This window comes from Salinivibrio sp. IB872, from assembly GCF_001995345.1.
In the GTDB taxonomy this organism is placed as follows: Bacteria; Pseudomonadota; Gammaproteobacteria; order Enterobacterales; family Vibrionaceae; genus Salinivibrio; species Salinivibrio proteolyticus.
Genome location: NZ_MUFO01000005.1, coordinates 1 through 19,943, shown reverse-complemented (window position 1 = coordinate 19,943; position 19,943 = coordinate 1). Strand labels below are relative to the sequence as shown.

The following is a 19,943-nucleotide window of genomic DNA, read 5'->3' as shown; positions in this document are numbered from 1 at the left end:
AAGAAGACATGATGGAAGTGAGCCTAGCTGGTGGCACAAACACGATGACAAAGAGGCGTAATCAGGCCGCATGGCAGCGTGCCCTAACGCGTGGTATGGCATTGATGGCCATGCTATTTGCCTGCCTGCTTTTAGCAACGCAACCTGCGCACGCAGCACTCAAGTTGGTGATCACTGAAGGGGTAAACTCAGCCCGTCCTATTGGCGTGATCCCCTTTCAGTGGAAAGGGCAGGGTGAGTTACCGGAAGATGTGTCGGGCGTGGTTGGGTCGGATTTACGCCGTAGTGGTAAGTTCAACCCATTATCGGTGAGTGAAATGCCGCAAACCCCTTATCGCGACAGTGATGTCGACTACAACGCTTGGACTGCGTTGGGTGTGGATTCAGTACTCACTGGCACCATCACGCCAACCGCTGACGGCCGCTATCAAATTGATTATCAGTTGATTGATATTGTCCGTGGTCAACTCACCGGTGGAGAAAGCAAAGGATTGGGCGCGGACGGCCAGCTGGTCAAAACCGACGATCATTTATTGGTAAATAACCGCGCAACCGTGAAAGCCAGCGATTTACGCCGTTACGCGCATCGCATTTCAAATATTGTCTATGAAAAGCTGACTGGCGAAAAAGGCGCTTTCCTCACACGCATCGCATACGTGGTGATTGAGGAGGAAGCCGATTATCCGTATCAGCTGCGTTTGTCTGATTACGACGGATTTAACGAGCGCTTGGTGTTGCGTTCAAAGCAGCCGCTGATGTCTCCAGCATGGTCTCCAGACGGTCGCCAACTGGCCTACGTGAGCTTTGAAAATGGCCAAGCGGAAATCTTTATCATGGATATCTACACCGGTGAGCGTGAAAAGATTTCTTCGTATCCACGCCACAATGGGTCACCGCGTTTTTCTCCAGATGGTAGCCAATTGGCACTGGTACTCTCGAAAACCGGCAGCCTGCAGGTGTATACCTTCGATTTGAAAACGAAGAAGCTCACTCAAATTACACATGGCCGCGCGAACAGCACCGAGCCATTTTGGGATCCAGATGGTAACTCGCTCATCTACACCTCTGACCGGGGTGGCAAACCTCAGATTTATCGCGTAAATTTAGCCGACGGGACCAGCAGACGTATCACTTGGCAGGGCAACCAAAACATGGGTGGGCAACTCACGCCAGACGGTCGCTTCTTGATTATGGTGAATCAGTCAGCGTCGGGATATAACATTGCCAAGCAAGACTTAAACAGCGGGGCGGTGCAAATTCTGACCAAAACCTTGTTGGATGAGTCGCCAAGTATTGCGCCAAATGGCAGCATGGTGATTTACAGCTCGGTATATGGACGTAAAAACGTGTTGTCGCTTGTCTCAGTAGACGGTCGCTTTAAAGCGCGGCTTCCGGCAACCAACGGGCGCGTGCGTGCACCAGCCTGGTCACCTTACTTATAAGTTTTTAATTTTAAACAACGTGCGCTAACTTTCTAGAAAAGGAAAATAGAATGCAAATCAATAAAGTACTAAAAGGTCTGGCGGTGGCACTGCCGATGTTTACTTTGGCCGCTTGTAGCTCAAGCGACAGCGCAACGGGCAGCGGTGCTGGTCAATCAACTAACCAAAACGGCACCACCGTCGTTTCTCCGGTTGACGGTCAAGGCTCAATGACTGAGCAAGAAATCCGCAACCAAGAGCTACGTCAGTCGCAAACCGTTTACTTCAACTTTGACGATTCGTCAGTTCTGCCACAATACGAAGACATGCTGGATGCGCATGCGACGTACCTACGTAACAACCCTGCGATGGAAGTTGTAGTTGAAGGCCACGCAGATGAGCGTGGTACCCCTGAGTACAACATCGCACTGGGCGAGCGTCGTGCAGAAGCGGTATCTAAGTACCTGCAAGCACTGGGCGTTCCTGCAAGCCAGATTTCAATCGTAAGCTACGGTGAAGAGAAACCATTGGTTCTTGGCCAAAGCGAAGACGCGTACGCGAAAAACCGTCGCGCAGTATTGGTTTACTAATCCTCCCTTTGGGTGATGGATAAAAGGTATGACAATGAACAGTAACTCTGTGCGAACTCTCGCGCTGGCGTTACTGGTGAGTGTGGCAGTCCCAGTGGCTGCCGCACCTGCTCCGGTGACAGAAGTAGGGTCAGGTGGCACCGCCATTGAGCGCCTAGAGCGCATGCTGCAAGCGCGTAATCAAATGCAGCTCGATATGCAGCGTCAACTTGATCAAATGGCGCAAGAATTAAGCAATTTACGCGGTAACGTTGAACGAAATAGCTACGACATTCAACAAGTGGTTGAGCGTCAACGGGACCTCTATCGAGAAATCGATGATCTGCGCACGGCGAAATCCTCAGCGCCTAAAGAAACAAAATCCACTGATGAAAACCCGTCAGTGAACTACACCAGCGATCAAACCGAGAATGCGGCGTATGAAGCGGCCGTGAATCTAATCTTAAAAGAGAAAGACTACCAAGGGGCAACCAAAGCGTTTAATGCGTTTTTGAAAAAATACCCAGAGTCTGTCTACACCGCAAATGCCCATTACTGGCTGGGCCAGCTGTTCTTCTCCAAGCGTGACTTTGAGCAGGCGAGCAAGGAATTTACTGCCGTAAGCCAGTTTAAAGATTCCAATAAACGTGCCGATGCCTTACTCAAACTGGGTTTAATTGCTCAGAAGCAAGGCAACACAGCGCAAGCCAACCAGTATTTCCAACAAGTCATTGATACTTATCCGGATTCTACCAGCGCTAAACAAGCGAAAAATGCGATGTAGGCAATAAGGTCCTAGGAGCCTAGGGCCTTAATGAATACAGAGCGCTGTGCTCGTGGGATACGAAAAGCGGGGACATGAGCGAGACAAACACAATGAGGTTAAAATGACGGGTATGCACCAAGAGCGCTGGCAGCTTAGACTTCAAAACTTGATTAAAGCGCAATACCGGCTTGCTAAAGCTTGTAGCCAACAAAGCTACAATGAGCTTGAATTAGCCGGTTTGGTGCAAACGTTCGAGTTTTCATTTGAGCTAACGTGGAAGACGCTCAAGGATTTACTGAACTATGAAGGGTTCGATGTGGCATCTCCACGGAGTGTGATTCGTACAGCGTTAGAGGCAAATCACCTGTCTTCTGAACAATGTGAAACCTTGCTTGATGCGCTGATAAAACGAAACTTGCTATCACATACCTACGACGAACAAAACGCACTCGAGGCACAAAGGCTGATCGTCAAACATTACGCACCGATCATTGCCGACGTTATGCATTATTTGGAGAAAAAAAGTGGACAATAATGCCACGCTTGCAAGGGGGATGGGGCTAAAGCCACACCAATACCAGCTGATCCATGATTTTGTATTCAGTCACCCTAAAGTCAGATATGCTTGGGTGTTTGGCTCTCGCGCAACCGGTTCATTTAGAGACAATTCCGATATCGACATTCTGATTGAGGGCGATACGTTGACACTTAATGATGTTGCCATCATTCAAGATCAGCTTGAACAATCGACACTCCCCTACACTGTTGATATTGTACTCAAAAATCAAGTCCAATCGTCTGAGCTTATCAAGCGGATCAAAGAAGAAGCCAAGCAAGTCAAGTAAATAAAAAGTCCTATTAGCGGTGATGGTATAAAACTGACTACGATATACTTTTTCCGTATTCCGTCGTCTAGGACCTAGAACCTCCGCCCTAGGACTCCAGCCCCACTCACGTTATACTACCCGGACTGGAAGTAAGCATGAGTAATCCCATGAGCCAAGTGATTGAAACGTCGCAAAGGGTTTATCCCTTTCCGCCGAAACCTGTGGCATTGAGTGACGCTGAGAAAAAACAACATGTTGCACGCATTAAACAACTGCTAAAAGAAAAAGATGCTGTGCTGGTCGCTCACTATTACACGGACCCAGAGATCCAAGCGCTCGCCGAAGAAACAGGCGGGTGCGTCGCGGACTCATTAGAGATGGCCCGTTTTGGCAATCAACATCCAGCCAAAACCCTGATTGTGGCTGGCGTTCGCTTTATGGGCGAAACAGCCAAAATTCTGACTCCCGAAAAAACGGTATTAATGCCTACACTGGACGCGGAGTGCTCACTGGACTTGGGTTGTCCGGCGGATGAGTTCACCAAGTTTTGTGATGCGCACCCTGATCACACTGTCGTTGTCTATGCCAATACGTCTGCCGCTGTCAAGGCGCGTGCCGATTGGGTAGTGACCTCGAGTATTGCGTTAGAAATTGTCGAGCACCTAGACAGTCAAGACAAGCCGATCATCTGGGGTCCCGATCGCCATCTTGGCGCTTATATTGAAAAAGAAACCGGCGCTGACATGCTGCTATGGCAGGGTGAATGTGTGGTGCATGATGAATTCTCGGCCCAAGCGCTTGAGAAAATGAAGCATCTTTATCCAGACGCGGCGATTTTGGTTCACCCGGAATCACCGGCGAGCGTGGTGAAAATGGCCGATGCGGTGGGCTCGACCAGTCAGCTGATTAAAGCGGCGCAAACCTTGCCGAACAAAAAACTGATTGTGGCCACCGACAAAGGCATTTTCTACAAAATGCAGCAAATGGTGCCGGAAAAAGAGCTCGTTGAAGCACCCACAGCCGGCGCGGGCGCGACCTGTCGAAGCTGTGCCCATTGTCCTTGGATGGCCATGAACGGCTTGAAAGCGATAGAAAACGCGCTCGAAAACGGTGGCAAGCAGCATGAAATCCACGTGGATGCAGCATTACGTGAAAAGGCGTTAATCCCTCTTAATCGGATGCTTAACTTTGCCGCGGAAATGAAAGGGCAATAAAAGAAGCGCACTGCTACATGTTATGTTGCTAGCGGTGAAGCTTGAATAGAAAAAGCGTTCCTATGGGCCAGCCTTGGGAACGCTTTTTTATTATGGTAGCGACACTGATGGTTTTAATGCCATCGCATAAGTAGCGGCGTTATTCTTGCGCTTCTGCTAGCGTCGCACCGTGATGTGTAAGGCCACATAACATGATTGGCATCGCATTATATATTTCTTCAAACTGTGCTAACTCTTCTGCGCCTTGTGCTTCCATGGTGGATAGCGCCGTTTCTGGATCATAGAGCAAGCTGATTGACAGCACGACACCGCCGAGAAGGGCATTGCTTTCGGTGTTTTCCGGCATCAAGGTTTCCCAATCATCACGCGTTAAACTCCAGCCTTGGAGCAAGCCTTCGGCAAAATCACGTGTTGCTTGGTTGACGACCTCTGCATCATCAAGAGCACAACCTTCTGGYCAGTGCCATTGTTTGTCTAACAGCTGTTGGCGCTGTTCATTCCAAATATCGWCAATCAGGTTCGCGTAGTCTTCAAATTGCTCGTGATTTTCAAACGGCGCTTGTTCTTCACCGCCCCAAAGTACAGGTAGCCACTCACTCGGGCTAATCACATGGGGGGCAGCCGCCATGGCGGTAACGACGCCACGGGTTTGCATCTCATTCAATAGCTTGTCGCTATCGGCATGTTGGGCAAGAAATTCAGATAAAGTCATTACAAGTCTCAGCCAGCTGTTATCGTTGATGGGTGGAGTTTAACAGTTTTCGTTCTCGCTTGCGTTGTTACATCATGGAATCCCACGTCTTTCCATTCCAAATGCGCCTGCGAATAAGCGAATTAGGGTAGATGTGGTGAGAAAGCAGTCATTCGCACCGATAAAGGTGCTTAACCGGTTGACCCCAAGGCGGCAACTCACTATAGTACACCCCCGTTAGCGCAGATGGCTTTAGCTTCTTAGCGCTAAAAAAATATGGTGAGGTGTCCGAGTGGCTGAAGGAGCACGCCTGGAAAGCGTGTATACGGCAACGTATCGAGGGTTCGAATCCCTCTCTCACCGCCATTTTAAAAAAACCGCCCTCGTGGCGGTTTTTTGCTATCTACCGTTCTCTTCTTACAACCACTCGCGTAATGCTTGTGCGAGAAATACCAATATTACCGGAACGCTTACATGTCGCGGTGATGTCTTATGCGGGTTTCACATTTGGTTACTGTCACTCATTGGTAGTGGTTTGAGTAATGGGTTTGCGTCTCGGCACTGATTATTGATCAGTGAAAAGCGCGGTACTGGCTTAGGCTGACAGTGTGATGCAATAGGACGTAGCTCCTGAATAAACTGATCCAGCTGATTATATTCCTCAACCTGCTGTAATAGCTTGGCTTGTTCTGCTGGGCTCATCGTTTTTATGGAGTAAACAATATAGCGAGCCGGACCTTCACATGGTGAATAACCCATTGGGAAATACCGGCATTGATCGAGCGTTTCTGCGTACGTTTGATGGCTCACGGCAAGAAGCGTTTCCCTTAGGCGTTTATGCTGTACTTTAGGTGGCACACTTTCACTGACTTGGTTGTTACTAATAGCGGAATTACTCGCAGACTCTGGGTCTTTGGGTGCGATTGATTGACATCCTAATAACATAAAACTCATTAATAGAGTGAGTGTAATCGTTTTAATGAGTGCAAATAAATTAATAGATTTCATAATAAACCTAAATAATGCATGGAATAAAACATCCTGACATCACTAAGGATACACCAAATAACAGAAAATTATTTCAAATTGATATTTTTATGTTGAGTTTTTGTTTAACGTTCCGTAGTTTAATTTTTCCTTTTACATGGAAGTGAATAATAAGGGAATTAAATGCAAAACAATGGAATGAAGCGAGGACTGCTCGCAGTACTCGTGTTATCAGCCATTTCAGGCTGTAATACGCAAGACGAGGATACCAAACCGGTTACGACCATGGAGCCTCAAACATTTGAAGCAACAGAAATGAAGCAGGGGGTGGGATTGCCACTGCAAATTCTCCCTCAAAACACCACGGTAGAGGCTATAAAATTCTTCGAGAAAAATACCGAAGTGACGAAGAATACTCGCGACCAATACCTCTTCTCACACGGTCTCGTGAATGCCGATCTCACCAATAAAACGGTGCTCTATGTGCCAATCAATGCCACCCAAAACCGAACAATCTCTTATGAGCTGACGACGGCAGATCAAATATTACGTGGGTCGGTGACTATTAGCGGCGATTTTAAGTCCGATCCGTTATTTTCCGAACAGTGGCATCTCAATAACACCGGTCAGACCGGTTACGCCATGCAAGCGCAAACGTATCAAGCATGGATAGATTTACGCACGGCACAAGGAATGAGTGAAGAGGAAGCGCGTCGCCGTTATCAATACGACCCGAGCATTCTTGTCTCTGGTGAAGACATGAATGTGTTAGCGGCACATCAACAAAACATTACCGGCCAACAGGTAACGACTGTTGTGGTGGATTCGGGAATGGCGATTGCCCATGAGGATCTCGTTGATAATGTATTGCCGAATCGTTCGATTAACTTTGTGGATGACTCTAGTGACCCAACAGCGACCGGTACCGGTGGCGACCATGGCACATCCGTCGCCGGTTTAATTGCGGCAAAAGGCTGGAACGGCTTAGGTGGACGCGGGATCGCGCCCGACGCCAATCTGATTGGTATGAATTATCTTGAGGAACAGTCCAGCGCAAGCCAAGCGGCAAGCTATGGCATGACAGGTTCAGGGATTAGCGAAAACGAAAACATCGCCGCGTTCAACCGCAGTTATGGTATTTCAGCGCCAGCGTTTATTCCGACAGAGACGATGGATGAAACCATGTACCGTTACCCCACACAATACCTTCGCCAAGGCTTGGGGGCGTTGAATATTAAATCGGCAGGGAATGCCTTTGAGTCGACGCAAAGCTGGGCTGAAGGCAATCAACTTTGCGATGATGCTCAAAACGGTATTGTATCTGGACAATCACGTGTTCTTAGTTGCTATGACAGCAACTGGGATCCCGCTAATGCTAGCTTTTACACTGTGACGGTGGGGGCGACGACCACGGCAGGTAAAAAATCGAGCTACTCGACGGCAGGTTCCAGTCTTTGGGTTGCTGCGCCAGGCGGTGAATACGGTACGACAGAGCCCGCCATGGTGACAACCGATCAAATGTCGTGTCAGCGTGGTTATGCCAGTCAAGCGGCGGTCGATGAATTTGAACAATCGAACGGGGCCTTTTTGGCATCGCTTGGCGTTGAGGATTTTCATGCCCGAGTTTGGCCATTTAATACACCGGGGAGCGACCTTAACCGTGACGTGAATCCATCATGTAATTACACCAATACCTTCAATGGTACCTCTTCTGCTGCGCCGAATGTGACTGGTGTGGTTGCGTTGTTAGCGCAGGCCAATCCGCAGCTTACGTGGCGACAAATCCGTTATATTCTCGCGGCAACTTCTGACAAGATTGATGTCAACGATAAGCCTATCTCACTGTTGGTAGGGGGAGAAGACAGTCAGCGTACCGTTCCCGTACATTTGGGATGGGTCGATAACGCAGCAGGGTTCTCGTTTAATAATAAGTACGGTTTCGGGCGTGTGAATGCCGGAAAAGCGATTGAGATGGCGACCCAGAACCCGATCAAATTACCGCCATTAGTAGAAAGTGAGTGGATCGATGTGTCCCCATCCGCGCCGCTCAGCATCCCTGATGCGGATGCAAAAGGGACCAGCTTGCGCTTTACGCTTGATGAAAGCCGTCTTGAAAGCAATCTGACCATTGAAGGACTGCAATTTGGCTTTAATATTGAAAATGCCGATTTAACCGCCGTTAGCAACGGAGACCTGACTGGAAGCACAGCCGCGTCAGATATCGCAATTAAAGTGACGTCTCCGTCGGGTACCGAAGCAATCCTCGCTACGTCGCGCACGTCTTTAGGTGCCTATCAAGGGTTAGGTAACAGTGACCATCCAGGATATGCGTATCATATTAGTGGACCTATGTTGGCCAATACCTTTTTAGGCGAAACCGTATATGGCCAATGGACGGTTGATATTGTCGATACAAATCGCGCCGATTTTGGTGAGATATACAATAATCACGTACCCAGCCAATTGACTGCAGCACAAATTCGCGTCTATGGCCACTGATCCCATTGACAGCAACCAGATTGATAGAAAGGAGTTCATCATGAAAACAGCCGTAATGATTGTTATCACTGCAATGGGAATAAGTGGTGCTGCAAACGCAAGTGACATGGGTAGCATTCAGCAACCGGCGCAATCTTCGATAGTGCAACCTATCGAGCGTAAAGCGACCACCGCGGAGCAAGCCATTGCCGAGAAGCTCGGAGAGAATGCCACCTTATCCGATTTACCTGAACTGCAAAGTTACAAAGGGGTAAACCTAAATAACCAACCGCTGCAAGCGGGGAGTACGGTTTATAACGAAGTGACTCGCAGTGTAGGGAAAGTGACAGGTAATATCACCGTTTTGCTGAGCCATGGTTCCATTTATGACTTGGCAGAAGCTTTCAAGCTCAACGTCACCTACTTTGACGAGCGTGCGAAGTTAGGGCAGCTCAGTGCTGCGGGCCAGCATGATATCCTCGCCACCTTGGATAAAGTGCGCCAGTCTCCACAAGTTGCCTCGGCGCGCCTTGATATTGCTGAGAGCCGTAATCGTCCTCAGTGAACCTCTTTGCGCCTCAATAGGAAACCAACGGGCCATGGCGGCCCGTTTTTTATGGGACGCTAGTTTCAGACTTTATATCAGAAAACACGAGAAGTAGCGCAAAAGATGAACCTTTATAGGTTTGCAAATGCGTTTGGGACACTATGATAGAAAAGAAAACTAGTTACAGGGGTACTGCTATAAAGCACGCTCCCTATAGTGATGGACTAAAAAAGATAGCCAAGGAAAAAGTGTGGACGATAAAAATCAAGCTGTAGCACCGCAAAACATGACGCCTCCTACTTTTTATCAGGTGCACGAGGATGAGATTGATATCAGAGAGCTCTGTTCAGCAATATGGGCCGGAAAGCTTACTATTATCACTTTTACTTTATTATTTTCCATTTGTGCGATTTTTTATGCGTTGCAGGCACAAGAGTGGTGGTCAAGCAAAGCGGAGATATCACTACCTAGTGTTACCGATATATCTGAATTTCAGGAGCAAGTTAATCAATATCAACCAATATTTAACGCAGCAACAGAATCAGATGAAAAAAATGTAACTGTTCTCAATAAACAGTTATCTGATCTGGCCGATCAAGAAAATATATTTTTGCGATTTACATCATTATTCAGTGCGACCCAAACAAAACTTGATTTCTTTAATCAAAACGAAGAATTCCAAAGGATAAAAAAGATGTTTGGCGCTCAAGGTGCTACTATGTCGCAAGACGATGTTTCTGGTCGTCAATTTTATCAAAGCTGGCTGAACCGTTTTAAGATTGAGCAAGATAGACTCTCGATGAGAGATATTATATCAGTTCAATCTGTGACTGCAGAGAGTAGCTACATTTTGCTTACTGATTATATTTCCTTTGTGAGCAGTCGGCTGAATGAACAGCTATATAGCGATCTATCCTCAATCGTGAAAAGCGAAACATTGGCTATAGAGCGCCAAAGAGGCAGCTTAAAGTTGATTGCTAAGAATACGCTAAAACAAGAAATAGAACGAACTGAAAATGCCCTCAAAATTGCTCAGTCTGCGGATATTAATACACCTATTCCTAATCAGAGCAATCAAGAGTTATTTCCTATACATCTTGGCGTCAATGCTATTTCAGCTAAGCTATCGATACTCAAAAGCCTCAAGGACCCGAGTATTTTAGAGCCAAAACTGAGTACGCTCTTGGCTAAAATAGCGAACTTGAAAATGATAAATATCAAACAAAAAAAAATACAGCCTTTTAGTGTGCTAGAGATGCCGTCAAAGCCATTGTCTCGCGATAAGCCTAAGCGGGTATTAATTGTAATATTCGGTACTTTTGTTGGTGGTATGCTAGGTCTTGTCATTATATTGCTGCGATTTACATGGAACCGCCATCAAAAATAGAGAGTGCTTATGTTGAAAATTGCCGTTGCAGGAACAGGTTACGTCGGGTTGTCGAATGCCATGCTACTGGCGCAACACAATCAAGTGGTTGCCCTTGATATCGTCGAAGAGAAGGTCAACCTGTTGAATAACAAGCAATCGCCGATTGTAGACGCGGAGATCGAGCGTTTTCTGAAAGAAAAACCGCTCGATTTTGTCGCGACGCTAGATAAAAAACAGGCCTATCAAGACGCTGATTTTGTTGTGATCGCAACACCCACTGATTACGACCCCGAAACCAACTACTTTAACACCAGCTCAGTTGAGGCGGTTATTCAGGATGTGATGGCGGTTAATCCGGATGCGGTGATGGTGATCAAATCCACTGTTCCGGTCGGCTACACAGCAGGGATTAAAGCAAAATTTGGTTGCGATAATATTCTCTTCTCACCGGAATTCTTACGTGAAGGCAAAGCGCTATACGACAATCTATATCCTTCGCGTATTATTGTCGGTGAAGACTCAGATCGTGCGCGCACCTTTGCCAGTCTGCTGCAACAAGGAGCCATCAAAACAGATATCTCGGTACTATTCACGCACTCCACCGAGGCGGAAGCGGTCAAACTTTTTTCCAATACCTACCTAGCGATGCGCGTTGCATACTTTAATGAGTTAGATAGTTATGCCGAGTCTCATGGTTTAGATGCAAAGCAAATCATTGAAGGCGTCGGACTCGACCCACGCATTGGCGATCACTACAACAACCCCTCGTTTGGCTACGGCGGTTACTGCCTGCCAAAAGACACCCGACAACTCCTGGCTAACTATCAAGATGTGCCTAACAACATTATCCAAGCGATTGTCGATGCGAACACCACTCGCAAAGACTTTATTGCCAATGCCATTATTGCTAAAAAGCCGGCGGTAGTCGGTGTATACCGTTTAGTGATGAAAGCAGGGTCAGATAACTTCCGCGCCTCGGCGATCCAAGGAATTATGAAGCGCATTAAAGCGAAAGGGATTGACGTTATCGTTTATGAACCTGTACTTGAAGAACAAAGTTTCTTTAACTCCGAAGTGATCACTGATCTGGACAGCTTTAAACAGCGCGCGGATGTGATTGTTGCCAACCGGATGGTCGATGAAATTCGAGATGTAGAAAGCAAAGTCTACACTCGTGATCTGTTTGGCGCAGATTAAGCGATGAGTGAGGGTCTAGGATCCGAGTTTACTCGTTCCCACGCTCCTGCGTGGGAATGCATACGGAATTTGAACTATGAACTGAAATCGTTATAAAATCATCAAGCCACACTTCCTACGACTGTTTTATATTTCGGTGGTGTCATTGGCTGAGCTAGCGCTTTTCGCTCCCTCCCTCGCAAAACTCTCTTAACACCATACAACTTAACCATCGACCTTACGTATCCTCACCCTACATTCATAATCCGTCGATGATGCTATGTTATTTATCACCAGCCGTATTCCTGAACAGGGACCGAAAAGTGAGGCCAGCCGTTGGTTGAGTTTTGATCATCAAAACACCGATATATCGAAATGGGTGTATTTTTGCCAGCGCGCGGGACAGGGTGAATATCAAGAGCTGACAGCGGCGCCGTTTATGGCGAGATTAAAAGCCTTACCCACCCAAACCCAGATCCTCTTTTTACTTCATGGCTATAACAATCACATGGAGCGCCATGTTTTTCCGATGGCCCACACGCTTCAGGTTCAATTTGACAGAATTGCACCCAACGCCATTATGGTCGTACCGATCATCTGGCCCTGTGATGACGATGGTCGGCTCGGCATGATTGATGATTACTGGGACGATCAACTGGCGGCCACGGCGTCTGGTCTGGCTTTTAGTCGCTTACTGGCGATGTTTGATGAATGGCGTCGCGCTCCAGAACAACAAGCGAGCCCCTGCAAGCGACGTATGAATATACTGGCGCATTCTATGGGAAACCGAACCTTAATCAGTACCTTTCACCATTGGCATCAACACGCGGGGCTGGATACCATGCCACAATGGTTCCGACATATTTTTATGGTGGCGGCGGATGTTGATAATCAAGCCTTAGAACCTCAGCAGCCGGGCAGAACTGTGCTGGATGCGGCTAAACAAGTCCACATTTATTATGCCGCAGACGATTTAGCCATGGCTGCCTCCAAAGTGGTCAACATGCGTCATCGTACCATCACTCGGCGTCTGGGGATGACAGGGCCAGAAAACCTTGATGTGTTTCCTGCTCACAAGGTGACGGTAACCGACTGCGATGCCTTTAACGACCAATTCGACCCAAGCTGGGGACACACTTACTTTCTTACTGACGACAATGGCCACCCAAGCCCATTGATAGAACAAATGATGAATAAGATGATAAGAGATTGAATATGGAAAGAGACGCTCCAAAAAGGACAGCCTATGCCCAATACTTCCATCGATAACGACATCCTCACCGTCATCCACCATGGTGGCTATCGTACGGTGACGGGCTCATGCCATCAGCTAGATATTAAACCGAGTGGTTTACGCTTGCTGATTGATTGCGGCCAATACCAAGGTGACGAAGCGCGAGAGGCGAGAGTGCACCTCAATGGCAAGGGTATCGATGCGCTTATTCTTACCCATGCGCATATTGACCACTGTGGCTTGCTGCCTTGGTTACTGGCGGCGGGGTTTTCTGGACCCATTTACTGCACCGAAGCGACGGCGGCACTGGTGCCACTGTTGATTGATGATACATTAAAACTGCAATTGAACATGCGCCATGGCGATCGCCAGCCGATACTAGAGCGTATTAGCCAGTTGATGGTTTACCTACCTTATAATACTTGGCACCGACTAAAACCAAAGCAAAAAGGGCAGTCAGCGACGTATTTGCGCCTTCAACCCGCCGGGCACATTTTGGGTTCAGCGTATGTGGAGTTAAAACTGCCTGATGAGCGGCGCGTGGTGTTCTCAGGAGATTTAGGCCCAAGCAATACACCGCTATTACCCGATCCTAAACCGCCTGCGCGCGCAGACATTCTCTATCTCGAATCCACTTATGGAGACAAAACACATCAATCCGTCGCGACGCGTTCACAGCGGCTCGAGGCGATTATTCAGCATTCATTGCAAGATGGAGGCGCGATACTGATCCCCGCATTCAGTGTGGGTCGTACCCAAGAATTGCTCTTTGATATCGAACAGCTGATTTATCAAAAACAGCTAGATAATGCGCTTCCTATCATTCTCGACTCACCCATGGCCCAACAGGTCACGCGCCAATATCGCCACTTCAAAAAACTGTGGAGCAAAGAAGCCAACGCTAAACTGAATCAACACCGCCATCCGTTAGCGTTTGACCAATGCATTACCATTGATGCACACAGCCAACACCAAGCGCTAGTGAATCGCCTCAAACAGACCGGAGAACCCGCCATTGTGGTGGCCGCTTCCGGCATGTGCCAAGGCGGGCGAATCATGAACTATTTGACTGCATTACTCCCTGACCCGCGCACGGACATCATCCTTGCCGGCTACCAAGCCCAACACACCCTAGGGCGTGAGCTTCAACAAGGAAAAAAGCAAGTTTGGATAGACAATGAAACGATAAACGTTCAAGCCCAAATTCACACCCTATCGGGCTACTCAGCCCATGCTGACCAAGCCGACTTAGTCAACTTTGTGCACGGCATTCAGCCTCCCCCCGAGCAAATCCACCTTATTCATGGTGAGCCAGACAGTCAGCGCGAGCTCCTAGAGTGTTTTCAAAATGTTACGAAGTGAGTGGAGTAGTACAATTATGATCAAATATCAAACATCATGGTCGCTTTTTTTTCATTTTTCGCTCGTACTTTGAGCGCCTTCTTGTTTTAGTTGCCTCGCTCTTTTCCAACCCTTCTTTGTAAGTAAACTCATAATCATGGGTTTAGCCCTGTTGTTACAAGAATATGAATATAACGTTTAACGCGCATTGGGGGAGCGAAACCTCATGGCGGTAGCGTCTTCCTTCACTCTTCATTCCTACATCAAGTAACGTATCTTTGCAGTCGTATTTTATACTCAAAATTGGGTCAACAACGTTTGCAAAGTACTTTTTCGATTTATAAAAAAGTTAACTGATCCTGTTATTCAAACAGGGGAGCATTAGCATGGTAGAACATGATAAAAAAATACGCATCGCCGTTGTTGGTTGTGGAAGAATTTCTAAAAATCACTTCGGCTCCATCGAGCAGTTAAGCGATGAATATGAGCTAGTTGCTGTTTGTGATAACAATCCAGAAGTATTAGAAAAACATAAAAGGGAGTACCAAGTCCCCGGCTATTTATCATTTGATGCTTTGCTTGAAGAACAAGATCTTGATCTAGTGACTCTTTGTACGCCTTCTGGTATTCATGCCGAGCATACAATCAAAGCTGCCGCGCATGGTGTAAACGTTGTAACAGAAAAGCCAATGGCAACAAAGTGGAGCGACGGATTAGCTATGACCAAAGCTTGTGAAGATGCAGGTGTAAAACTTTTTGTTGTAAAGCAAAACCGTCGTAACTCCACACTTCAATTACTAAAGCGTGCCATTGATGAAAAACGTTTTGGCCGCATATATATGGCACATTTAAATGTTTTTTGGACTCGACCTCAAGACTATTACGATCGCGCGGAATGGTCAGGTACATGGCACATGGATGGTGGCGCTTTCATGAACCAAGCAACCCACTATGTTGACTTGTTGCATTGGTTAATAGGGCCGGTTGAGGATATTCATGCAATGCTCTCAACACATAGAGATATCGAAGTTGAAGATACAGGTGTTGTGAATATTAAGTGGCGGAATGGGGCATTAGGCTCAATGGCTGTCACCATGTGTACCTATCCTAAAAATTATGAGGGCTCGATTACAATATTGGGAGAAAAGGGAACCGTAAGAATTGGCGGTGTTGCAATTAATGATATTCAAGAATGGAAATTTGATGATCACAAAGAATATGATGAAGAAATAACGAACGCCAATTACGAGACTACGTCTGTTTATGGATTTGGTCATCCACCATACTTCCAAAATGTTGCAGATGTTCTGAGAGGACGAGCTTTGCCTGAAACCGATGGTCGAGAAGGCTTGAAGTCACTAGAACTCCTTACTGCAATTTACCGCTCTGGTCGAGATAAATCAACCATTGGTTTACCACTCGATCTTTAATAATACCTCTTTAAATTAAAAAATAGAGAAGAGAACTATGGAGTTGCACAACTTAAAAATTGCGGTAATAGGGTTAGGGTATGTTGGACTACCTCTTGCTGTTGAATTTGGTAAGCAATACCCAACGATTGGCTACGATGTAAAAGAGGACCGAGTAAAAGAGCTCTTAGCTGGACATGATTCGACGAAAGAGTGTACCGATGAGGAACTGGCGCAAGCCGAACTCCTTGCATATACAAGCCAGCTAGCAGATATCTCGCAGTGTAATTTTTACATTGTGACTGTCCCAACACCGATTACAGAAGAAAAAACGCCAGACTTTACACCGCTTAAAAAAGCCTCTCAGGCTTTAGCAAGTGTGGTGAGTAAAGGAGATATTGTTGTATTCGAATCGACCGTCTACCCTGGTGCGACAGAAGAAATATGTATCCCAATTATTGAGAAGCTTTCAGGGTTGGTCTTCAATCAAGATTTTTTTGCTGGCTATAGCCCAGAGCGTATTAATCCCGGCGATAAAGTTAACCGCTTACCGACGATTGTTAAAATCACTTCAGGTTCAACGCCAGAAACTGCGGAGTTTGTCGATAACGTATATCGTCAAATTATTACTGCAGGTACACACAAAGCTTCATCGATGAAAGTCGCAGAAGCCGCTAAAGTGATTGAAAACACACAGCGTGATCTGAATATAGCTATCATTAATGAATTTTCTAAAATCTTCAATAAACTAAAAATAGATACGGAAGAGGTGTTGAAAGCCGCAGGTACGAAGTGGAACTTTCTACCTTTTAAACCGGGTCTTGTAGGTGGTCATTGCATCAGTGTTGACCCTTACTATTTGACGTTCAAGGCACAAGAGGTGGGCTATCGTCCTGAAGTAATTCTTGTTGCAGGACGGCGAATCAATGATGGTATGGGGGAGTATGTTGCTACTCAGCTAGTAAAAGCGTTGTCCCGCCGAAAAATTCACATTGATGAAGCTCGTGTATTAGTTATGGGGATCACTTTTAAAGGGGATTGCCCTGATGTACGCAACACAAAGATTGTTGATATTATCAAAGAACTTAAAGACTTTAATATGAGCGTTGATGTTTACGACAGCTGGGCGAATTCCGCTGAAGTAAAAGATGAATACGGTATTGAGCTTATTACTCATTTATCTCCAAGCACTTATGATGCGATTGTTTTGGCTGTTGATCACTCAGAGATGAAGTTGATGGGTGAGGACGAGTTACGGGCGCTTGGTAAGCCTCAACACGTCCTTTACGATGTCAAACATGTGCTAGAAATCGGCGAATCCGATTTACGCTTATAGCCAATAATACGCCGTTAAAAGTAGATAAAACATGGAATATTATAAACATGAAAGTGCTATCGTTGATGAGGGCGCACAAATTGGAAGTGGCTCGCGCGTGTGGCATTTTGTTCACGTTTGCAGTGGCGCCAAGATAGGCCAAGGCGTCTCACTAGGTCAAAATGTTTTCGTCGGTAACAAAGTCACCATCGCTGATAACTGCAAAGTACAAAATAACGTCTCTGTCTATGACAATGTGCATTTAGAAGAAGGCGTGTTTTGTGGTCCGAGCATGGTGTTCACCAACGTCTATAATCCTCGCTCTCTTATTGAGCGTAAGGATGAGTACAAAGATACTTGGGTAAGAAAAGGCGCCACCCTAGGCGCGAACTGCACCATTGTTTGTGGCGTAAATATAGGCAAGTTTGCGTTTATTGGCGCAGGTGCGGTGATCAATAAAGACGTGCCGGCTTATGCCTTAATGGTGGGTGTGCCCGCTAAACAAATCGGTTGGATGAGTGAATACGGTGAGCAGCTCGATTTGCCGCTGATTGGTAATGCGCAAGCAACTTGTCCTCACACGGGTGACATTTACCAACTGACTGACTCAATGCTAGAGAAAATTTAATCATGCAATTTATAGATTTGGCCGCCCAGCAGGCTAAAATAAAAGAAAAAATCGATACCGCGATTCAAAATGTATTATCACATGGCAAGTATATTCTAGGGCCCGAAGTTGATGAGTTAGAGCAAAAACTAAGTGAATTTTGCGGAGCTCAGTATTGCATAAGCGTGGCAAATGGTACCGATGCACTACAAATCGCATTGATGGCGCTTGAAGTAGGGCCGGGTGATGAAGTAATTATCCCAGGCTTTACCTATATAGCGACGGCAGAGACGGTGGCGTTACTGGGCGCAAAACCCGTGTATGTTGATATTGATGAGCGCACTTACAACATCAACCCCGAAGCCATTGAGCCAGCGGTTACTAGCAAGACTAAAGCAATTATGGCGGTGTCGCTCTATGGTCAATGTGCGGATTATGATGCGATCAATGCCGTTGCTGAAAAACACAATATTCCGGTGATTGAAGATGCGGCCCAAAGCTTTGGCGCTAGCTATAAAGATAAACGCTCATGCAACTTAACCACCATTGCTTGCACCAGCTTTTTCCCAAGTAAACCGCTCGGGTGCTATGGTGATGGCGGCGCGATTTTCACCAATGACGATAAGCTTGCCCTTGTCATGCGACAAATCGCACGTCATGGCCAAGATCGCCGCTATCACCACATTAGAGTGGGCGTCAATAGTCGCTTAGATACGCTACAAGCGGCAATTTTACTGCCAAAACTCGAGATCTTTGCCAAAGAAATTGAGCTGAGAAATCAAGTCGCAAGCCGCTATAACCAACTACTTAACGAAATGGGTATTTACACCACGCCTTACGTGGAAGAGCACAATATCTCAACTTGGGCGCAATACACCATTCGTATTGAAAACCGTGAAGCTGTGCAAGCTAAGCTTAAAGAGGCTGGTATTCCGACAGCTGTGCATTATCCAATCCCGCTCAATAAGCAACCTGCGGTGGCTGACCACCATATTCAGTTGCCCGTGGGAGATAAAGTGGCCGAGCAAGTTATAAGCTTGCCAATGCATCCATATATGGATGGCAATGATATAGAGCGTATAATTGGAAACTTGTCTTAACTCATATGCGGACTATCTTGAGTAATCCGTTTTAATGATCGTTATCAGCCACTATATTTTTATAGCTAGATTAAGAATCTAATATTTTGATCAAGAATGAGTTCTCCAAAAACGTTTTGACGTTAATGACAGGCACAGTGATAGGACAGGCAATTCCAATAGCTTTAATTCCTATCCTTACGAGAATGTTCTCACCTACAGATTTTGGTCTGTTAGCCCTATATAGTGCGGTCATATCAATATTAGGAGTGGTAGCAACTGGGCGTTATGAAATAGCTATTATGCTTCCAGAAAAGGATGAAGATGCCCGAGCTTTATTGCAGGCATCAGTTTTAATAGCTATGTCCATATCTACAGTTATTAGTATTCCCATTTTTATATGGAATGCTGAACTTGCAACACTATTAGGTAACGAAGAAATAGCTCCTTGGTTATACCTAGTTCCGATATCAGTCTTGCTAAAAGGTATTTATCAAGCTCTCACATATTGGAATAATCGACACAAGAGGTTTAGACATACTGCTGTATCTCGCGTGTCGCAAAGTGGTTGGCAAGGTGTTACGCAAATTTCACTCGGTTATTTCAAAGTGTTTGGTGGCTTGATAATAGGGCAAGTTATCGGGCTATTTTCATCCGTAATCTATTTACTCGGTAGAGAAAATAATCACCAAAGAATATTTAAAAATGTGAGTGCGATAGATATAAAAATCCAAGTAAAGAAGTATGACAAGTTACCTAAATATAGTGTATTAGGGGGGCTTTGTGATTCAGGTGCTACACAAATGCCTATTCTGATGCTTACCCAGTTTTATACGAGTACTGTGACAGGGTTGTTTAGTTTAACCTTTCGTATATTAAATGTCCCCACATCGATTATTCCACATCGATTATT

19 protein-coding genes and 1 tRNA gene are annotated in these 19,943 nt (G+C 46.2%); 18 read left to right on the top strand and 2 right to left on the bottom strand.

Annotated features, from left to right (window positions below; translation table 11 throughout):
* Nucleotides 1-95 precede the first annotated feature (95 nt).
* From tolB to nadA, 6 genes are all read left to right on the top strand, one after another.
* Nucleotides 96-1,442 (top strand): Tol-Pal system beta propeller repeat protein TolB, encoded by a 1,347-nt coding sequence (tolB, locus tag BZJ18_RS03855; protein WP_077455468.1) that lies wholly within the window; start codon nucleotides 96-98, stop codon nucleotides 1,440-1,442.
* Between the two features lie 50 nt (nucleotides 1,443-1,492).
* Nucleotides 1,493-2,011 carry a peptidoglycan-associated lipoprotein Pal gene (gene pal / locus BZJ18_RS03850; protein ID WP_077455413.1) on the top strand — a complete coding sequence of 173 codons (519 nt, stop codon included), beginning with the start codon at nucleotides 1,493-1,495 and terminating at the stop codon, nucleotides 2,009-2,011.
* A 34-nt stretch (nucleotides 2,012-2,045) separates the two neighbouring features.
* Entirely contained in the window at nucleotides 2,046-2,774 is a 729-nt protein-coding gene (gene ybgF / locus BZJ18_RS03845) for a tol-pal system protein YbgF (RefSeq protein ID WP_077455412.1), read from the top strand.
* Nucleotides 2,775-2,886: 112 nt separating this feature from the next.
* Complete coding sequence (locus BZJ18_RS03840; RefSeq protein WP_443216498.1) at nucleotides 2,887-3,291, top strand: HI0074 family nucleotidyltransferase substrate-binding subunit; 405 nt, start codon at nucleotides 2,887-2,889, stop codon at nucleotides 3,289-3,291.
* A complete protein-coding gene (locus BZJ18_RS03835; protein ID WP_241824911.1) occupies nucleotides 3,281-3,601 on the top strand; it encodes a nucleotidyltransferase family protein in 321 nt (106 codons plus the stop codon). The genes BZJ18_RS03840 and BZJ18_RS03835 overlap by 11 nt, the downstream gene beginning before the upstream one ends.
* 149 nt (nucleotides 3,602-3,750) lie before the next feature.
* Complete coding sequence (gene nadA / locus BZJ18_RS03830) at nucleotides 3,751-4,797, top strand: quinolinate synthase NadA (protein ID WP_077455409.1); 1,047 nt, start codon at nucleotides 3,751-3,753, stop codon at nucleotides 4,795-4,797.
* A 139-nt stretch (nucleotides 4,798-4,936) separates the two neighbouring features.
* Here nadA and BZJ18_RS03825 read toward each other — a convergent pair whose 3' ends face one another.
* Nucleotides 4,937-5,509 (bottom strand): UPF0149 family protein, encoded by a 573-nt coding sequence (locus tag BZJ18_RS03825; protein WP_077455408.1) that lies wholly within the window; start codon nucleotides 5,507-5,509, stop codon nucleotides 4,937-4,939.
* 257 nt (nucleotides 5,510-5,766) lie between these two features.
* Here BZJ18_RS03825 and BZJ18_RS03820 point away from each other — a divergent pair.
* Nucleotides 5,767-5,854: transfer RNA gene (locus BZJ18_RS03820), tRNA-Ser, on the top strand.
* A gap of 135 nt (nucleotides 5,855-5,989) precedes the next feature.
* On the opposite strand, the gene BZJ18_RS03815 is transcribed toward BZJ18_RS03820, so the two are convergent.
* On the bottom strand, nucleotides 5,990-6,433 hold the full coding sequence (locus tag BZJ18_RS03815) for a hypothetical protein (RefSeq protein WP_131825259.1): 444 nt from the start codon (nucleotides 6,431-6,433) through the stop codon (nucleotides 5,990-5,992).
* A gap of 225 nt (nucleotides 6,434-6,658) precedes the next feature.
* On the opposite strand from BZJ18_RS03815, the gene BZJ18_RS03810 reads away from it, so the two are divergent.
* From BZJ18_RS03810 to BZJ18_RS03760, 11 genes are all read left to right on the top strand, one after another.
* Nucleotides 6,659-8,974, top strand: a complete 2,316-nt coding sequence (locus BZJ18_RS03810; RefSeq protein WP_077455406.1) for a S8 family serine peptidase — start codon at nucleotides 6,659-6,661, stop codon at nucleotides 8,972-8,974.
* 40 nt (nucleotides 8,975-9,014) lie between these two features.
* Nucleotides 9,015-9,518: a hypothetical protein gene (locus BZJ18_RS03805; RefSeq protein ID WP_077455405.1), complete on the top strand. Its 504-nt coding sequence runs from the start codon at nucleotides 9,015-9,017 to the stop codon at nucleotides 9,516-9,518.
* 232 nt (nucleotides 9,519-9,750) lie between these two features.
* Nucleotides 9,751-10,887 carry an LPS O-antigen chain length determinant protein WzzB gene (locus BZJ18_RS03800; RefSeq protein WP_077455404.1) on the top strand — a complete coding sequence of 379 codons (1,137 nt, stop codon included), beginning with the start codon at nucleotides 9,751-9,753 and terminating at the stop codon, nucleotides 10,885-10,887.
* 12 nt (nucleotides 10,888-10,899) lie between these two features.
* Nucleotides 10,900-12,066, top strand: a complete 1,167-nt coding sequence (locus BZJ18_RS03795) for a nucleotide sugar dehydrogenase (protein WP_077455467.1) — start codon at nucleotides 10,900-10,902, stop codon at nucleotides 12,064-12,066.
* Between the two features lie 259 nt (nucleotides 12,067-12,325).
* On the top strand, nucleotides 12,326-13,258 hold the full coding sequence (locus BZJ18_RS03790; RefSeq protein ID WP_077455403.1) for an alpha/beta hydrolase: 933 nt from the start codon (nucleotides 12,326-12,328) through the stop codon (nucleotides 13,256-13,258).
* Nucleotides 13,259-13,291: 33 nt separating this feature from the next.
* Nucleotides 13,292-14,641, top strand: a complete 1,350-nt coding sequence (locus BZJ18_RS03785) for an MBL fold metallo-hydrolase RNA specificity domain-containing protein (protein WP_077455402.1) — start codon at nucleotides 13,292-13,294, stop codon at nucleotides 14,639-14,641.
* 365 nt (nucleotides 14,642-15,006) lie between these two features.
* A complete protein-coding gene (locus tag BZJ18_RS03780) occupies nucleotides 15,007-16,050 on the top strand; it encodes a Gfo/Idh/MocA family protein (RefSeq protein ID WP_077455401.1) in 1,044 nt (347 codons plus the stop codon).
* A 37-nt stretch (nucleotides 16,051-16,087) separates the two neighbouring features.
* Complete coding sequence (tviB, locus tag BZJ18_RS03775) at nucleotides 16,088-17,365, top strand: Vi polysaccharide biosynthesis UDP-N-acetylglucosamine C-6 dehydrogenase TviB (protein WP_077455400.1); 1,278 nt, start codon at nucleotides 16,088-16,090, stop codon at nucleotides 17,363-17,365.
* Nucleotides 17,366-17,396: 31 nt separating this feature from the next.
* Complete coding sequence (locus BZJ18_RS03770) at nucleotides 17,397-17,972, top strand: acyltransferase (RefSeq protein WP_077455399.1); 576 nt, start codon at nucleotides 17,397-17,399, stop codon at nucleotides 17,970-17,972.
* Nucleotides 17,973-17,974: 2 nt separating this feature from the next.
* Nucleotides 17,975-19,051 (top strand): DegT/DnrJ/EryC1/StrS family aminotransferase, encoded by a 1,077-nt coding sequence (locus BZJ18_RS03765; protein WP_077455398.1) that lies wholly within the window; start codon nucleotides 17,975-17,977, stop codon nucleotides 19,049-19,051.
* A gap of 137 nt (nucleotides 19,052-19,188) precedes the next feature.
* Nucleotides 19,189-19,943: lipopolysaccharide biosynthesis protein (locus BZJ18_RS03760; RefSeq protein WP_241824910.1), on the top strand; the 755-nt coding region annotated here is incomplete at its 3' end.